Raw genomic sequence first — 14,942 nt, forward strand, 5'->3', positions numbered from 1 at the left:
AATACGGTTCAGTTAAGAAGAAATGTAGGTTGGGTTTCGCTTGCGCTCAACCCAACAAAGCCTTGATAATGTTGGGTTACTCTGCGATCAGCCGCGCAGGGCGCGTCTACGTTCCTCAAACGCCAGGTGCTACAACTCTTGGGACCCCCGCAACGCACTGGCTCCCCAACCTACGCTAGTTTTAGTTTTTAGCTGCGAGTATAGATCCCCGATTTTTCTCAAAAGTCGGGGATCTTTCAATGAGAGGTTGTTTTGCAAGTTCGTAGTTAGCACTTCAGTGCTTAGAGAATTCCAAACAATTAGTTAAGCAAAATTAAAATTAAAGATATTGCACCAGGCGACTAGAAGTCGCAGCTACACATACAGCTTTTAGCTTACTGGGAAAGCTTTTAAGCAATTTCAATTGGTTTAAGCTTTAAGCCGAAAATTTATTTGCTGGCTTTTAACCGAACAATATTGACTCCGATTTTATACGTACCAAATTATACTGGATATATAGGATGCAAAATATACTGAGTTGAATTGAGCATGACTGAAAAATTGAAGAAAACGATTTTAATTTTAGCTGCAAACCCTAGAAATACTACGCAGTTACGCCTAGCAGAGGAAGTTCGAGATATTGAAGAAGCTCTCAAGAGAGCAGAAAATCGTCATCAGTTTAATCTAGAAACAAGATGGGCAGTACGCCCAAGAGATTTAGTCAGAGCTATGACTGAAGTAGAACCTAATATTGTTCACTTCTGTGGACATGGGAAAGCAGAGGAAGGCATAGCTTTAGAAGACAACCAAGGCAATGTACAGTTAATTAGCATAGATGGTCTTGCTAATCTCTTTAAATCCTTTAATACCCAGGTGGAATGTGTACTTCTCAATGCTTGTTATTCAAAAATTCAGGTTGAAACCATCAGCCAATATATAGATTATGTAATTGGCATGGAACAAGAGATTCAAGATAGAGATGCTATTGAATTTGCTGTAAGCTTTTATGATGCACTAGGCTCAGGAAAAACATATGAATCTGCGTATACGCTTGGGTGTGTCACCATGCAAATTTATGGAGCCGCAGAAAACTTGATGCCTTGTTTAAAAATAAAACATGGCGGTTATTTAACATTCCAAGATGAAAGCGAAGACATAGTAAAATCAGCAAATCAAGCACCTTCTAGAGAAAGAGGTGTTTATTTTAAACCAGCACGCAGTATTTTAGAGAAATATGATCGCTTCATAGAAGATTTTATCGAAACAATAAATTTTGATGTCTGTTCAGAAACAATGATCACTGATGCGATCAGAAATTTCTTCGATGCAAAGCTAGTCTACATATATAGATATGGGTGGGACAGGGTTTTATATGAGAGTCAATCTAGTGATTTATCAGTTGAAGTCTGTTCAAGCGCCTTCAATTCTCTGTTAAAAAATCGATACTCCAAAGCTTTAAGATCAGATAGTTCTTACAGAATTTATATAGATAAAGAATCAAACTTGACTGAGGAAGGTTATCTCATCACTATACCTAACAAAAGCTCAAATTCTATTATCGTTATTTTTGGTTTATCAACTCAATTAGAGTCTCTGGAAGATATTATTGGCACTATGCTCAGTAGTTTATATGACTCTGAGAAAGAATTTCAGAGACTAAAAACAAAAGAACACATTAAATACAGAATGTATGACGCAGTCAAGCGTCAATATAATCATGTGAGTGATGCAGTATATGAGGAAAGATTCAAAGGTTTTCATGAGTCTTTACAAAATATAGAAGTTTTTTTTGAACCAATTATCTTTTTTGACAGGCATGATGAAAATATAACGATTGCTGGTTGGGAAGCTTTAGCACGTGATCCAGAGACTGGTCGCGCTCCGGTTAATTTGTTCAAGATCGCGGAAATGTGGGGAGTACGTTTTCAAACAGAGATAGACCTTTATATTTTAGAGAAAGCACTGAGGACTTACAAGCAAGCTACTGAGAAGTCAAAAACAGAGAGATATGACGAGAAAAAAATGCTTTCAATTAATGTTTATCCTTCAAGTATTCTTCGCACAGCATATGAGGATTTATTGAGTAAGCTAGTCAGAGGAGATCAGAAGTTGCTTTCAGGCAAAAAACTCATGCTTGAGATATCTGAAAAGACTCTTCTCCCAGAAATTATTAATGATGAAGGAAAAGGCTTAGAAAGCTTTAGAAGTATAGCAAGAAAATATAGAAAAAATTATGACGTCAAATTTGCTGTTGATGACTTTGGAGTTGGAAATGCTTCCGTGTCTAGATTGCAAGAAGCCGATCCTACCTATGTTAAAGTAGACAGAGAAATTCTGCACTTTGAGAAAAAGTTGGGAAGAAGTATCATAGAATATCTAGTTGATCTGAAGTACGATTTTAACTGTTTCACTATCCTTGAAGGTTTTGATGAATATAGTAATTTTTCACTCCAAGAATTAGTAGTTGAACTTGGGGTTGAATACATTCAGGGACATAGTCTTGGTATGGCAACTCCAGAAATAAAGGGAAGATTAGATAAAGAGAAATATGAAAATATTTTCGAGCAATTAAAATGGAGAACAAATTAGTTTCTCTAATTGTTATTGCTTACAACCGCTATCCACTAAATGAGGATATCTGTGCCTGTCTACTACGATATGCAATCAGCATTAGTCTTCAACCTCCCCAAGAACTCTACAATCAGCAATTCATCCCCCAGTTATTACTATGAAGGTACTTGTCCTGAAACTGGCGAACTACTAAAACTCCCCCGCACTCCTTTAGTAGAAGCGATCGCACATACTTTCATGCAATACCTTGCTAGCGATGAGGTTTATTCCCGTGAAGGCAAAATGTACGGGATATTACTGGTAGAAATGGCTGATGGCGAACAACGGATACTCAAAGCTTTCTCTGGGCTACTGAATGGTTGTAGTGTAGTTGCGGGTTGGGTTCCACCGATTCCCGGACGAGATGAAGTTGCGGTTGATGAATCCCGGACGTTAGCTGAGTTGGATACTATTAAGCAGGAATTGATTACCCTCAAGCAACTTCCCGCACGACAGCAATACGAAAATTTATCTCATGAGTTTGAACAGCGCCTGCAACAAATGAGCGATCGCCACAAAGATCGCAAACAGCAACGCCACATCCAACGTCAGCTATTTAACACAACCCTCACAGCAGAAGCACTGATAACAGCCCTAGAACAACTTGAACAAGAAAGTCGTCGAGATGGAATTGAACGACGAAAATTCAAGCGCCAACGGGATGAAAGATTACAACCACTGAAGCAAATAATTGACACCGCAGATATACGCATCCGGGAATTGAAACAGCAGCGCAAACAACTATCCCGCCAACTACAAGCACAGATGCACGCCGCTTATTCTATAATGAATTTCTTTGGACAGTCGCGATCGCTACAACAATTAATCCCAGAAGGTTTACCCACTGGTACTGGTGATTGTTGCGCCCCTAAATTACTCCACTACGCCGCAACCCATAATTTAAAACCATTAGCAATGGCAGAATTTTGGTGGGGGCCGTCCTCTGTTAATCAGGATAAAATTCAAGGAGAATTTTATGGAGCTTGTGTCGAACGCTGTCAGCCTTTAATGGGGTTTTTGCTGTCGGGATTGCAACCTCATCCTCCCGGAGAAGTTCCGATTCTCTACGCAGACGAATGGCTGATTGTTGTGAACAAACCCCCAGGATTATTATCAGTACCTGGTCGTTATCGCGACACTCAAGACAGTGTTCTCAGTCGTTTACGCCATAATTTACCAGATGGAATCGCGCTGACTCCTGTACATCGCTTAGATCAACAAACCTCTGGTATTCTTTTATTGGCACGCGATCGCCAAACTTATCGTCAACTAAGTCAACAATTTCAACAACGCCAAGTTCACAAAATTTATGAAGCCGTGCTTGCTGGTACTATCAACACTAACGAAGGTGTAATCGAACTCCCACTGTGGGGTAATCCTCAGAATCGCCCCTATCAACAAGTAAATTGGCAGTATGGAAAACCTAGTTTGACAAAGTACCAGCTAATTAGCAAACAAGTAAACTACACTCGCATAGAATTTATCCCCCTCACAGGACGCACCCATCAGTTGCGAGTTCATGCTGCTGATCCAACAGGACTTGGGATTCCGATTTTAGGCGATCGTCTTTATGGATGTAGTGCAGAGGCGAGTCGCTTACATCTACACGCCAGAGAACTAAGTTTTGATCATCCCCAGTTAGGGAAAAGACTGCATTTACAAACAAAAACCCCATTTTAATTTGGAAAAGTTTGTAGTAAGCACTTTAGTGCTTGAATATTTTCATGACTAAAGTCCTCACTACGAACTACGTCAATCTTCACCTGCCTATTTTGGCGCACACCATTGACCTATAGGTTCAATTTTTGCCTGTTGCATTAACTCCACAATTTGTGCTTCCTGACATTGATAATTATCTGCTAATAACTGCATTGCTTGCCCTTTGGCATCATCAGCAGACACACCAAGTGTCATAATTTCTTCATCTTGATTACCTGTCATTTTCTCAATAGCAACAACACAAACATATTGCGGTTCATTGGATCTAATTTCCTGTACCATTGCTTACCTCTTTGATGTTGGTCATTTGTCATTTGTTATTTGTCCCTCTTATCTTGCTTCTCCCCAATCCCCGATCCCACATTACGACTCTTCAAATAACCGATCGCCTCGATGTAACCGATGTGCCATTTGATAAGTTTGTCCTTGCGATCGCATGGTTGGTGCATGGGCTGCTAAATAGCGGGTTGCGGCAATTAAGACGTGATTTCCTGCTTTTGTGTCGCGTAGCAAACTATACTGACGAAAAGCCGCTTCTATTTCTTGAATCACATGAAAACTGCGGTCTTCTCGCAATAGCATTTTACCCAGTACGGCTAAAAGTCGATCAGGATTGCCACCACTATACAGATAACGAGCGACTAAGGCGCCTGCTTCATTCACCTGTTGTTGTCGATCAAGTAATTGTGGTAGTTCATCCAGCAATTTTTCTGGGTTGTCTACTGTTTCCTTTGGTTCTGGTAGACGTGCAGGTGGCACATTTAAAAATCGGTTGAGATACACACTCATAGCTGCATCGAAGACACCCCGCAGCAATGATTGGGAAGCGACGCGCCGTAATCCTTGATGGACTGCATTAGCAAAAGTAAAAGTGTGATGGGCTGTATCCCAATCCCCAAAATCATTATTGGTGTGAAAACGGGCAATTCGCAATGCTGCTGCATAGGCGACAGCACCTGCTAATTCTGTCTCGGTACAACCAGTTCGCAGTGCTTCTAAAAGTGAGTCTGCGATCGCTTGAGCATCTTCACTTAGAAGTATTGTGACTAATGCTTCACGGTTTGCCCAGGTTCCTTGTTTATCCTGTCCTAATTCTAAGGCTGCTGGGATTTCTGCAAAAGCACGATCTAAAATTGCGACTAAATCCACCGGGTAACGCCAGGAATTTGACTCTTCCATGCGTTCGGCGCTGGCATACCCAGCAACTAAGCTAGTTAGCACTGATTCTGCATTCTGCCAATTAGTAGCATCAAGAGCTTCTAAAGCTTTATTGGTAAAATCGAGAACATGACCGACATCAATATAGCGGTGGTCAGTGGCAGCAGTAAACAACATCTCAGCGATTTGCTGTTGGTCAGCACCAGAACGCACCGCCGATACTAAACACCGTTCTGCACCTTCTGCATCACGTACTTCAATAAACTGGCGGAACCATCTTTTTAATGTATTTATGTCGGGTGCAGATGTGGGTAAGGGGTGAACTCCAAAGTGTGGTGGTTGACCAGCACAGTCACGCGCCACAGCAGCCAGTCCGTGATAAAGGGCGCGGGGTCGGTCTTTTGGGTCGAGGTACGGTAGAAGGTTGATCATACAAGTGTGCATCGTCAAACCTGCTCCCCAACCTGCATTACGGTAACGCACCCCAAAATCCAGTCCTATGCGGAATGGTTCTGCTGGTTCGATACCTGCATCCAGCAAAGCAATCACCGATTTAGCAATTACCAACGAGATCCCCTGTTCTAAACCATCTTGGAGGCGCTGACGCTGGTGAGCTTGGGGGTCTGCATGGGGTGCTAAATCTATCCATATCTGATCACCACGAATCTCTACAGGAAAAGCACGTACATCATCAGCCCAAGCGTCAAATGTGCCACCACTAGCCAAGTCAAAACGAGCATGATGCCAGTGACAAGTTAAAATACAATCTTTGACTGTGCCTCGGTGTAAAGGAAAACCCATGTGTGGGCAACGATTATCTATAGCGTATATTTTGTCATTGTGATCAAAGAGTGCGATCGCCTGTCCTTCGACATAAACAATAGCATAAGCGGCGGCTTTGACATCAGCAACCTGAGCAACGCATACATAATGCTCAGTATTTTTTTTTGCTTCCAAAGCTTGACTCATATTGCACCTCCTCCTGGGAAGATGGCAAGTTCTTTCTTTTACTGTAGCTGTTCTCCTACACAAAACGCGGGTAGTAATACTTTGTCAATTTTGTTTTGAGGCATGATTTTTCTGTGCCTCAAGATTAAGAATGTGACTTAAAGGAAAAGTTATGCTTCCTGTTAATCGACAAAAATAAATGGAGCTAAGCGGATTCGAACCGCTGACCCCCTCAATGCCATTGAGGTGCTCTACCAACTGAGCTATAACCCCAGAAACTTTAATTAGCAAGCTTTTTAAGCTTTTAAATAAGTTTTTTGAGCTATCTTTGTTTTACTAGTATGCAATTTTATGCAAGTTAAGTCAAGAGATTCAGTGACGTACTCCACACACTCCCCTACCCTTCGGGTTCTCCGAAGGAGTACGGGTGAATGTGGGCAACAAGGCAGCGACTCTTCTATGAAGACATTGACTGAGCTTTAAGACCGTGCGCCGGGGTTCCACAAAAGGCGATCGCAGTCTCTTCCCGGAGGGCGATCGCTTTTGTTTTGTCTATCAATTAATCTACGTGACGTGTAGATATGCGTCATAAAAGTCTGGAAAATGGTAAAAAAGATACTGCCATAGCAGGGGACTCTTGTTTTTGCAACCAATCTCTAATCGCCTGCTCCAAAGCCGCAGTCTGCGTCAATTCCAGACGCGCACAGGCGATTTCAAACGCGATTTTTAAGTCTTTAGGGAGTCTCCCCCGCACTTCTCTAGTTTCTTCTGCCATCCTTATTTGAAGCCAAAGCTTGCGGCTTTCATTTTTGCACAGCCTCTCAGGAAAAAAACATTTGCGTCATTGCGCTATTACATTATTGCGCTTATTGTAAGTAAAAAAACAATTAACAACCCTGTCATTTTTACCGAAACCACAAAGCTGAGGACACCATGAGCGTTATTACAATTCAATTGGGATTGTGGCGATCGCCAAAACCTATCAAGCAGGCAGCATAGTTATTCCAAAGCTCCGCGATATGCGTGAGCAAATCAGTAGTGAAATCCAATCCAGAGCAGAGAACAGGTGTCCTGGTAACAAGGAAGCTCAAAAAAAAAATGCAAAAGAATATCGGATAAGCATTCATAGCTAGAGCGACAAATTATTGGTCGCTCTACATCAATCGGAGCGGCGGGATTTGAACCCACGACCTCCACTACCCCAAAGTGGCGCGCTACCAAGCTGCGCTACGCCCCGGACACAACAATTCTTAAAAATAGAATTGTTTTAGTCAACCTCCTAATTATAGCAATAAGCCCTGGAATAATCAACTAGTCTACTCAAAAAACTTTCAGCATTCCCGCAGCTTGCAATAAACCCGGAACAGACACAGTGTCCCATTTCCCTTCTGCACAACGATTTGTGTTCAAAATAAAGCGCAAACTGTAAGCGTGGGGATAACCTTCTACTTCCATCCACAACAAATCACTTTCGGCTTCACAGGCTATTTTTTCTTCATCCATTAATTCTGATATCATCTGCTGCATTGTGTCTGCTAACTGCAATAGTAGCCGACAAAAATCATTTAACTCTGCTTCGGTTAATTCGATCGCCCAATCATCCGTTCCCACTAAACCCTTAAACTCTGGCGCTGATGGATTCCAACCAATACGCCAACCAGATCCACTTTTGATGACACGTTCCATACACAAGTTAATAGTTAGTTAGTAGTTATTGTCCACTAACTAACTATCTTAATTTTGACTGTAAGCATTGACTAATGCTTGCACTAAGGCGTTTCGTTGCTTGCGGGTGAGGCGACGAATAGCAGCGCGATCGCCTTCAAAGGGATTTTTCTTTAAAGTATCATGACCTGGATAGGATGAATCGTACATGACTTCGTTGGCATTCAGGTAATCAGCCAAAGTCAATTTCCAATCTAACCGATAATTTGGCGCACGTCCTTTGAGATAGACGTGATACTGAATCAGACGACTAACTAAGGTATTATTTTGGGCAACTTTCCCTGTTTCTCTGCTGACGTACTGGTTTTCTTTTGGTAAATCAGGTAATTGTTCATACACCTGCTGCCAAATATCACCTGATCTGACATTTTGAGCATAGGCAGGTGAAGTGGAGAGTAAATTAGTATAAATGGATTGGTTTTGATCTAAGCTCAACCAGAACATACCTAATACTAAAATCAACCCCACCCCCCTAAAATAGTGGGGAGTAAAAAATGCTTGCCAAAGCTTAAGCATAGTACGCCGCACCTTACTAACACCTTCCTAAAAGTAATTGATCTATACTTCTCCGATGATTTCTGGTTGAGTCAGTTCGTCTGACATTTCAATAATTGCCCTTAACACTGGCTTCATCATCATATCATCGTTACTCTCAAAGTCTTCGTAACGCCGACGTTTAGCGCGATTTGCCACCTGAACCGTAATGCGGTAACGATTTGAAGCTGCACTAATCAAATCTTCCGCACGATGCATAATTTGGGTTGGGGTTGTCTCGAATTTAGAACGCTTTAGCATATTTACTGGTTCTTTGGGTCTTTTTTAGTTTAGCAGTATTGTCATATATTAACGGTCAAGCGATTTTGGATTTTGGATTTTGGATTGATTACAGATAAATCTGCTTGCTTTTACCATCAAGGTAATGATTTATAAACTAAGTCTGCGTTCTTGAAGGGTAAGCAGTCTTGGTTTGTGTAGCTGCGACTAATCGTCGTCAGGTATTTTTGAAAAATCGGATACTCTTATTAGTCAACTTGCTTATTAAATTTTGGGGAATAATTAGTCTCAAAGATAAAAGAGAGACTTTATCTTACCTTTTAAAATTAGTTAGTATCTATCACTACATGATTATTTAATAATTTTATTAGTCAACAGATAGATACATTCTTTTTTAAAAAACAATGATAATACTTGAGGTCTATGACCCTAACAAAGGCATTGTTGTTTCTACCGTTGTGATTTTGCGATCGCGACGGTATTTTTCAAGCAATCACGCAATTCTTCATATTGGAATCAAATCAGTTATTTATTTTTAACTATTTATGCTCATCAAACTTGATTTAGTAGAAGTTTGACGATTTTATTCAAATTCAATTATTTTGTGTGGAGTGCTACACAATTACTTAATATTTTACTAACCAACTGGTAGATGCCTTCTGTCTGAAAAGTTCAGATAATAGTTGATGTTTTGATAAACAAGTTTATCGAAACATCCCTTAACTTAGATTAGAAGGCATTATTCCTCAAATGTCGTGGTTTTATGACCACGACATTATTCTTATTCAAGCAATTATAGCGGTTCTCGACCTAGTGAGGTACGTTTTCAAAGCTATTAACTTTATTAAGAAGGATTGGGGTATACCTCAGTTGCTTAGGAAACGCTATATGTGACATTTTTTGAGTATTTTGATTAATTGTTACAAAGATTGCAAAAAAAGCGATCGTAGTGAGTTCCGTATACGCGATCGCTTCAATCACTCCTAAATAGGAGTTATCAATAATAAAGATTGTATGTTTTTAATGCCATTAATGATTGCAGTGGCAGCCCCCTCATACCTCTAACCCCTCAATGAAGAAAAAATCATCATCAAAGAATTTCAACTCACAGCGAATAAATTCAGCAGCAGCAAAGGCGTGAAATGGAAACCGAGCGTATAAGTGAGCAATCTCATCCTAGAAATAATAAATTCCCTCCTATAAAAATATAGGAGGGAAGAAGTTTGCAATGTTGAAGATGTGACAGGTCAAGCAACAAGTAACATCAGACCTTATCTCAATAAGCTTACTAAATGAGAGTAAGGAAGTTCTAAGGATTTTATAGGCACTTGCAGATAAGTTGATTGCTATAAAAAGTCCCCCCCTGTGCCAACAGGAGGGAGCAACCTCGACTGAAAATAATTATGTATTTGATAAACTTATACCAATTCTTTATGAAGATGTATAAAAAGAACCCCACCGCCTGCGGCAACCCCCCTCTGTCTCCCCTTGCCAAGGGGTAAAATTCTATGCAGCTTCATATGAAATTGGTATTAGTAGATAGTAATAAGGAAAGTATAAGAATTTTATCTGAAAATAAAAAATCAAAATGATGGTCTAATTCTATCAACTTGATACAACAGAGTTGTGTCGTAGGTGTATTGATTCTATGGAGATGTAGTAAGCTGAAATTAAATCTAATTACTATTGATTCATCAGCAAACTAAATTGAAACCGTTGCTCGTGAAGGAGCAAGAACAATGAAAGCATTATTAACACAGACTTGCGTTCCCTGTAGTGGTGATTCACCGCCAATAACTGACGCGGAAATTGCTGAACTTAAGCCTCTGATAGCCGATTGGGAGATAATTGAGGAGAATAATGAGCCACATTTACAGCGCGTTTACAAGTTTCCCGATTTTCAGACAGCACTCACCTTCACTCAACGAGTGGGTGAAGAAGCTGATAAACAAGGACATCATCCCGCCTTACTTACTGAATGGGGCAAGGTAACAGTTACCTGGTGGACACACGCGATTAAAGGACTACATCGCAACGATTTCATCATGGCTGCTAAAACCGATATGATTGCTACTCATTTTTGATAACTGAAGCGTTAAAGTTTTCTGCTTGTTAGCGAGCGAAGACTTTTGCACAGCCAATAAAACGAAGCATATTTTGTCTCAGCAGTTTTGTTCACAAGCACCAATACTTACCCAACTACTAGATAGTTTACCATCTAGCTCGCTATACCACTCCTTTTTCCAGATTGGAGCATTGTGTTTGAGAGTGTCTATCGCATAGCGACAAGCTTCAAATGCTTCCGAACGATGAGGACAACCCACTGCCACTAAAACACTAATTTCGCCAATTTGCAGATGTCCAATGCGGTGGTGGATGACTACACGATTTACATCAGTCCATTTTTGCCTAATCTCGGCAGCAATTTGATAGAAAACTTGCAAAGCCATTGGTTCATAAGCTTGGTATTCCAAGGCAATTACTGGTTTACCATCAGTTTGATTGCGAACAGTACCACTCATCATCACTACTGCTCCATTTGCTGGATCGTTAGCTAATTGATAGACTTCCTCAACTAGCAATGGTGCAAAGGTAATGGCAAAGCTATCTTCAGATTTCGGTTTGATGGGAAAGGTAAATGTTGTTGTCATAGTAGCAGGATTGGGGAACGGAAGGAGACAAGGCAAGGGGGACAACTTCTCAGTTATCAGTTATCAGTTATCAAATTAAACTGGTAACTGTTAACTGTTAACTGATTTATGCCCAATGCCCCAATGCCCTACCCACTAAAAAAATGCTTACACAATGCACAATTTTGCAATTTTTTAAGTAGTTTTACTCAATTTAATCTCGTATTTTGTCATCTTCCCTAAGGCATATTACTATAGGTTAAGTGACAAAGTTGGCTTATTATTCTTTATTTTAGATGACTTGATAGTAACTTGACCTAAATATCAGCTAAAGTAATCACTTAGTAAATCAGCAAGCAGATTTCCCGTTGGGGTATTTATCTATGGCGCTTGCAAAGACACTCGTGACTGATCTCCCTCTTTCATTTATTACCGCCCTACTTCAGTCATTTCAACACCGACAGTTTGCAAGAAGGTAAGCCGTAAATTAGCAATAGTGGGAAAACGTCTCATGAAAACTTTAGTGCCTAATAATGAAGTGAAGAGGCTTGAAGCTCTTCATGAGTATCAAATTTTAGACACTGTACCGGAACAAGTCTTTGACGATTTGGCGTTTTTAGCAACTCAGATTTGTCAAACACCGATCGCATTGATTAATTTAATTGATGCCAAGCGTCAGTGGTTCAAAGCCAAAGTGGGATTGTCTGTGCAAGAAATGCCCAAAGAGATCGGATTTTGCCCGCTCTGCGTAGAATTACGTGATACATTAGTTATTCCAGATACTATTGCTGATGAAAGATTTGCCACTTCACCTGTAGTGACATCAGAACCATACGTACGATTTTATGCTGGCGTGCCTTTGTTAGCACCAGAAGGAGAAGCAGTTGGGACTGTCTGCATAGTAGATCATGTTCCTCGTGAGATTACCTCAGATCAAATAGAAGCACTACAGGCTATTGGCCGCTTAGTTATTAGGCAATTAGAGTTACGGCGAAATCTCTCCGAATTAGCCAGTATAAAAACTGAATATAGGCAGTCGCAATTAGCATTAAAGCAAAGTGAATGTACCCTCCGTAGTTTTTTTGACAGTGCGCCCATGATGATGGGAGTAGTGGAACTTCAAGGTAATGATATTGTGCATATCTCTGATAATGCCACTAGTGCCAAATTTTTTGGGCTAACTCCAGAAATGATGCAAAATCGTTTTGCTACTGAGTTAGGTGTTCCGCAAGAATATGTGAGTGAGTGGATTAATTATTACCGCGAAGCTGAATATACGAAATTACCTGTCAGCTTTGAATATGCTCACGATCACGCTCAAGGTAAAAAATGGCTGAGAAGTACAGTTTCATCAATTGGTGCATGTTGTGGTTGTACTTCACAATTTGCTTACGTCGTAGAAGATATTACTGAGCGCAAACTTGCCGAAGAACATCTCCGTTGGCAAGAAGCCTTATTACGTTCTATGACAAGCGTTTCACCACTAGCATTTTATGTTGTAGATAATCGTACAGATAATATCCTATATTTTAACGATCGCTTTTGTGAAATTTGGGGTATCCAACACCTCAAACCATTGATGGAACGTCGCCAATTAAAAAATCAAGATATCATTCCCGATTGCTTACAATTGATATCAGATATTCCTGCTTTTGCCGAGTCGTGTAAACCTTTGCAAAGCGAAGACAACCAATGTGTTGTGGAAGACGAAATTGTATTTACCGATGGGCGGACTGTGCGACGATTCTCAACACAAGTTCGTGATGCCAATGATCAATATTTTGGACGTTTATATATTTTTGAGGATATCACTGCTCGCAAACAAGTAGAACAACAAGTCCGTGAACAAGCAGCACTACTAGATATTGCCACTGATGCCATCATGCTCAGAGATTTATCTCATCAGATTTTACTGTGGAATAAAAGTGCAGAAAACCTTTACGGCTGGCAAGCAGAAGAAGCTATAGGTAAGTATGCTGATGAACTTTTATTTAACGAACCATTACCACTACTACGAGAAATTCATAACATAGTTCTAGAATCTGGTTTTTGGCAGGGTGAATTACAAAAAATTAGTAAATCTGGTAAACAAATCATTGTTGAAAGTCGTTGGACGCTAGTAAAAGATGAGCATCATCAACCAAAATCGATCCTTGTTGTTGACACAGATATTACTCAAAAGAAACAACTAGAAAAACAATTTTTACGTACTCAACGTATGGAGAGTATTGGTACTCTTGCTAGTGGTATAGCTCACGATTTAAATAATGTCCTATCACCAATTTTGATGTCGGTACAATTGCTGCAAATGAAATGCGAAGACCGACGCGATCGCCAAATATTATCAATAGTAGAAAATAATGCCAAACGTGGTGCAAATTTAGTCAAGCAAGTACTGTCATTTGCCAGAGGAATAGAAGGTGATCGCACTGTTTTGCGAGTCAAACACCTGATTTTGGAAATGAAGCAAATTGTTGAACAAACATTTCCCAAATCAATTACTGTCAACACCGAAATTCAACCAGACTTGTGGAATGTTTGTGGAGATAGTACCCAACTGCATCAAGTACTAATGAACTTGTGTCTCAATGCTCGTGATGCTATGCCCACAAGTGGAACTTTAACCATTTCTGCGAATAATATTGTGATTGATGAAAACTATGCCAGAATGCATCTTGATGCCCAAGTAGGTTCCTATATCGTGATCAAAGTTGCTGATACAGGAGTCGGTATTTCTCATGAACTATTAGACAGAATTTTCGAGCCATTTTTTACAACTAAAGAATTTGGGAAAGGTACTGGACTGGGACTGTCCACAGTCATGGGTGTTGTCAAAGGTCACGGTGGTTTTATCAGTGTTTCTAGTACTATTGGTAAAGGTACAAAATTTCAAGTGTATTTACCAGCAGTTCAAACACACACAGAACCACCGTCAGAAGATTTAGAAATGCCAAGAGGACAGGGACAATGGATCTTGGTTGTAGATGACGAAGTAGCTGTCACAGAGATTACAGCAGCTTCTTTAGAAAATCACAACTACAAAGTTATCACTGCTAGTGATGGTATTGAAGCTGTGGCACTTTATGCCCAACACAAAGACAAAATCAGTGCAGCAATTATAGATATGATGATGCCAAATATGGATGGTACAACTACTATTAACACATTGCTGAAAATGAATCCGCTTTTACGTATTATTGCTGTCAGTGGATTAGCAACAGGTGAACAAATTTTACTCAATCACAAGACAACGCATACAGTTTTCTTACCGAAACCTTATACTGCACAGGAATTATTAAAAACATTACGTATGGTCGATGGTCAATAGTCATTTGTCATGAGTAAGAGTTTCAGCGATTTGATTTGATGTTTCTTAAGATAGTTATACCTTGCTTGAAA

General features: G+C 40.2%; 11 protein-coding genes and 2 tRNA genes. 4 read left to right on the plus strand and 9 right to left on the minus strand.

Features of this window, described 5'->3' with window-relative positions; all coding sequences use genetic code 11:
* Nucleotides 1-528: 528 nt before the first annotated feature.
* A complete protein-coding gene (locus tag ACE1AT_RS03530; protein ID WP_374865925.1) occupies nt 529-2,568 on the plus strand; it encodes an EAL domain-containing protein in 2,040 nt (679 codons plus the stop codon).
* Between the two features lie 69 nt (nt 2,569-2,637).
* Complete coding sequence (locus tag ACE1AT_RS03535) at nt 2,638-4,269, plus strand: pseudouridine synthase (protein ID WP_374865951.1); 1,632 nt, start codon at nt 2,638-2,640, stop codon at nt 4,267-4,269.
* An 87-nt stretch (nt 4,270-4,356) separates the two neighbouring features.
* Here ACE1AT_RS03535 and ACE1AT_RS03540 read toward each other — a convergent pair whose 3' ends face one another.
* The 8 genes from ACE1AT_RS03540 to ACE1AT_RS03575 all read right to left on the minus strand — a co-directional run bounded on the left by ACE1AT_RS03540 (nt 4,357) and on the right by ACE1AT_RS03575 (nt 8,934).
* Nucleotides 4,357-4,590, minus strand: a complete 234-nt coding sequence (locus ACE1AT_RS03540) for a hypothetical protein (protein WP_374865926.1) — start codon at nt 4,588-4,590, stop codon at nt 4,357-4,359.
* 81 nt (nt 4,591-4,671) lie between these two features.
* Nucleotides 4,672-6,435: a Rieske (2Fe-2S) protein gene (locus tag ACE1AT_RS03545; RefSeq protein WP_374865927.1), complete on the minus strand. Its 1,764-nt coding sequence runs from the start codon at nt 6,433-6,435 to the stop codon at nt 4,672-4,674.
* Between the two features lie 179 nt (nt 6,436-6,614).
* Nucleotides 6,615-6,687, minus strand: a tRNA-Ala gene (locus ACE1AT_RS03550).
* A 313-nt stretch (nt 6,688-7,000) separates the two neighbouring features.
* Complete coding sequence (locus tag ACE1AT_RS03555) at nt 7,001-7,189, minus strand: hypothetical protein (RefSeq protein WP_374865928.1); 189 nt, start codon at nt 7,187-7,189, stop codon at nt 7,001-7,003.
* 388 nt (nt 7,190-7,577) lie between these two features.
* Nucleotides 7,578-7,651, minus strand: a tRNA-Pro gene (locus ACE1AT_RS03560).
* A gap of 83 nt (nt 7,652-7,734) precedes the next feature.
* Nucleotides 7,735-8,100: a DUF1818 family protein gene (locus tag ACE1AT_RS03565; RefSeq protein WP_374865929.1), complete on the minus strand. Its 366-nt coding sequence runs from the start codon at nt 8,098-8,100 to the stop codon at nt 7,735-7,737.
* A gap of 48 nt (nt 8,101-8,148) precedes the next feature.
* Complete coding sequence (locus tag ACE1AT_RS03570) at nt 8,149-8,655, minus strand: hypothetical protein (protein ID WP_374865930.1); 507 nt, start codon at nt 8,653-8,655, stop codon at nt 8,149-8,151.
* A 42-nt stretch (nt 8,656-8,697) separates the two neighbouring features.
* Nucleotides 8,698-8,934 (minus strand): DNA-directed RNA polymerase subunit omega, encoded by a 237-nt coding sequence (locus tag ACE1AT_RS03575; protein WP_016861589.1) that lies wholly within the window; start codon nt 8,932-8,934, stop codon nt 8,698-8,700.
* Nucleotides 8,935-10,652: 1,718 nt separating this feature from the next.
* Here ACE1AT_RS03575 and ACE1AT_RS03580 point away from each other — a divergent pair.
* Nucleotides 10,653-10,997 carry a 4a-hydroxytetrahydrobiopterin dehydratase gene (locus ACE1AT_RS03580; RefSeq protein ID WP_374865931.1) on the plus strand — a complete coding sequence of 115 codons (345 nt, stop codon included), beginning with the start codon at nt 10,653-10,655 and terminating at the stop codon, nt 10,995-10,997.
* A gap of 78 nt (nt 10,998-11,075) precedes the next feature.
* Here ACE1AT_RS03580 and ACE1AT_RS03585 read toward each other — a convergent pair whose 3' ends face one another.
* Nucleotides 11,076-11,564 (minus strand): molybdenum cofactor biosynthesis protein MoaE, encoded by a 489-nt coding sequence (locus tag ACE1AT_RS03585; RefSeq protein ID WP_374865932.1) that lies wholly within the window; start codon nt 11,562-11,564, stop codon nt 11,076-11,078.
* A gap of 490 nt (nt 11,565-12,054) precedes the next feature.
* Here ACE1AT_RS03585 and ACE1AT_RS03590 point away from each other — a divergent pair, with 490 nt between their 5' ends.
* Nucleotides 12,055-14,871 (plus strand): PAS domain S-box protein, encoded by a 2,817-nt coding sequence (locus ACE1AT_RS03590; protein ID WP_374865933.1) that lies wholly within the window; start codon nt 12,055-12,057, stop codon nt 14,869-14,871.
* Nucleotides 14,872-14,942 lie beyond the last annotated feature (71 nt).

Source organism: Pelatocladus sp. BLCC-F211 (genome assembly GCF_041928655.1).
Lineage (GTDB): Bacteria > Cyanobacteriota > Cyanobacteriia > Cyanobacteriales > Nostocaceae > Pelatocladus.

Bases quoted from the DNA above. Each gene is read 5' to 3' on its own strand.
- ACE1AT_RS03530 (WP_374865925.1), top strand. From the start codon at position 529: ATGACTGAAAAATTGAAGAAAACGATTTTAATTTTAGCTGCAAACCCT.
- ACE1AT_RS03535 (WP_374865951.1), top strand. From the start codon at position 2,638: ATGCAATCAGCATTAGTCTTCAACCTCCCCAAGAACTCTACAATCAGC.
- ACE1AT_RS03540 (WP_374865926.1), bottom strand. From the start codon at position 4,590: ATGGTACAGGAAATTAGATCCAATGAACCGCAATATGTTTGTGTTGTT.
- ACE1AT_RS03545 (WP_374865927.1), bottom strand. From the start codon at position 6,435: ATGAGTCAAGCTTTGGAAGCAAAAAAAAATACTGAGCATTATGTATGC.
- ACE1AT_RS03555 (WP_374865928.1), bottom strand. From the start codon at position 7,189: ATGGCAGAAGAAACTAGAGAAGTGCGGGGGAGACTCCCTAAAGACTTA.
- ACE1AT_RS03565 (WP_374865929.1), bottom strand. From the start codon at position 8,100: ATGGAACGTGTCATCAAAAGTGGATCTGGTTGGCGTATTGGTTGGAAT.
- ACE1AT_RS03570 (WP_374865930.1), bottom strand. From the start codon at position 8,655: ATGCTTAAGCTTTGGCAAGCATTTTTTACTCCCCACTATTTTAGGGGG.
- ACE1AT_RS03575 (WP_016861589.1), bottom strand. From the start codon at position 8,934: ATGCTAAAGCGTTCTAAATTCGAGACAACCCCAACCCAAATTATGCAT.
- ACE1AT_RS03580 (WP_374865931.1), top strand. From the start codon at position 10,653: ATGAAAGCATTATTAACACAGACTTGCGTTCCCTGTAGTGGTGATTCA.
- ACE1AT_RS03585 (WP_374865932.1), bottom strand. From the start codon at position 11,564: ATGACAACAACATTTACCTTTCCCATCAAACCGAAATCTGAAGATAGC.
- ACE1AT_RS03590 (WP_374865933.1), top strand. From the start codon at position 12,055: ATGAAAACTTTAGTGCCTAATAATGAAGTGAAGAGGCTTGAAGCTCTT.